Origin of the sequence: Halorubrum sp. SP9 (assembly GCF_005435015.1) — an archaeon.
Lineage (GTDB): Archaea > Halobacteriota > Halobacteria > Halobacteriales > Haloferacaceae > Halorubrum > Halorubrum sodomense.
The window spans coordinates 1-312 of the sequence record NZ_SGXU01000567.1 but is presented as its reverse complement, the minus strand read 5'-3'; the positions used below and the strand labels follow the sequence as shown (position 1 = coordinate 312).

Sequence of the window (312 nt, the reverse complement as noted above, 5' to 3'; positions counted from 1 at the left end):
AGATCTACGAGGGCACCACCGAGATCCAGAAGAACATCGTCGCCCGCGAGCTGCTCGACGAGGGGATGTAACCCATCGTTGGAGGGTCCCCCTCCGGATCGGTATATAAAAGCGACGAGGGTCCGTAGCGTCCGGTATGAGCGAAGAGGCGAACGCCGACGTGGACGGCGACGGGGCGGTCGAGGCCCCCCGCGATCAGGACCCCGAGGAGCGGCTCAAGCGCCAGCGCGACGACTTACAGCTGCTGAACCAGGTGATGCGACACGACATCCGTAACGACCTCCAGCTCGTCGGAGCGTACGCCGAGCTGCT

The 312-nt window shown here is 64.4% G+C and carries 1 protein-coding gene and 1 pseudogene; both read left to right on the top strand.

Annotation, left to right across the window (positions count from 1 at the left end):
- Window positions 1-71, top strand: a 71-nt coding sequence (locus EXE45_RS21615) for an acyl-CoA/acyl-ACP dehydrogenase (RefSeq protein ID WP_137695178.1), incomplete at its 5' end; no start/stop codon positions are given.
- Between the two features lie 65 nt (window positions 72-136).
- Window positions 137-312 (top strand): annotated as a pseudogene (locus EXE45_RS21610) (sensor histidine kinase); the annotation flags it as partial.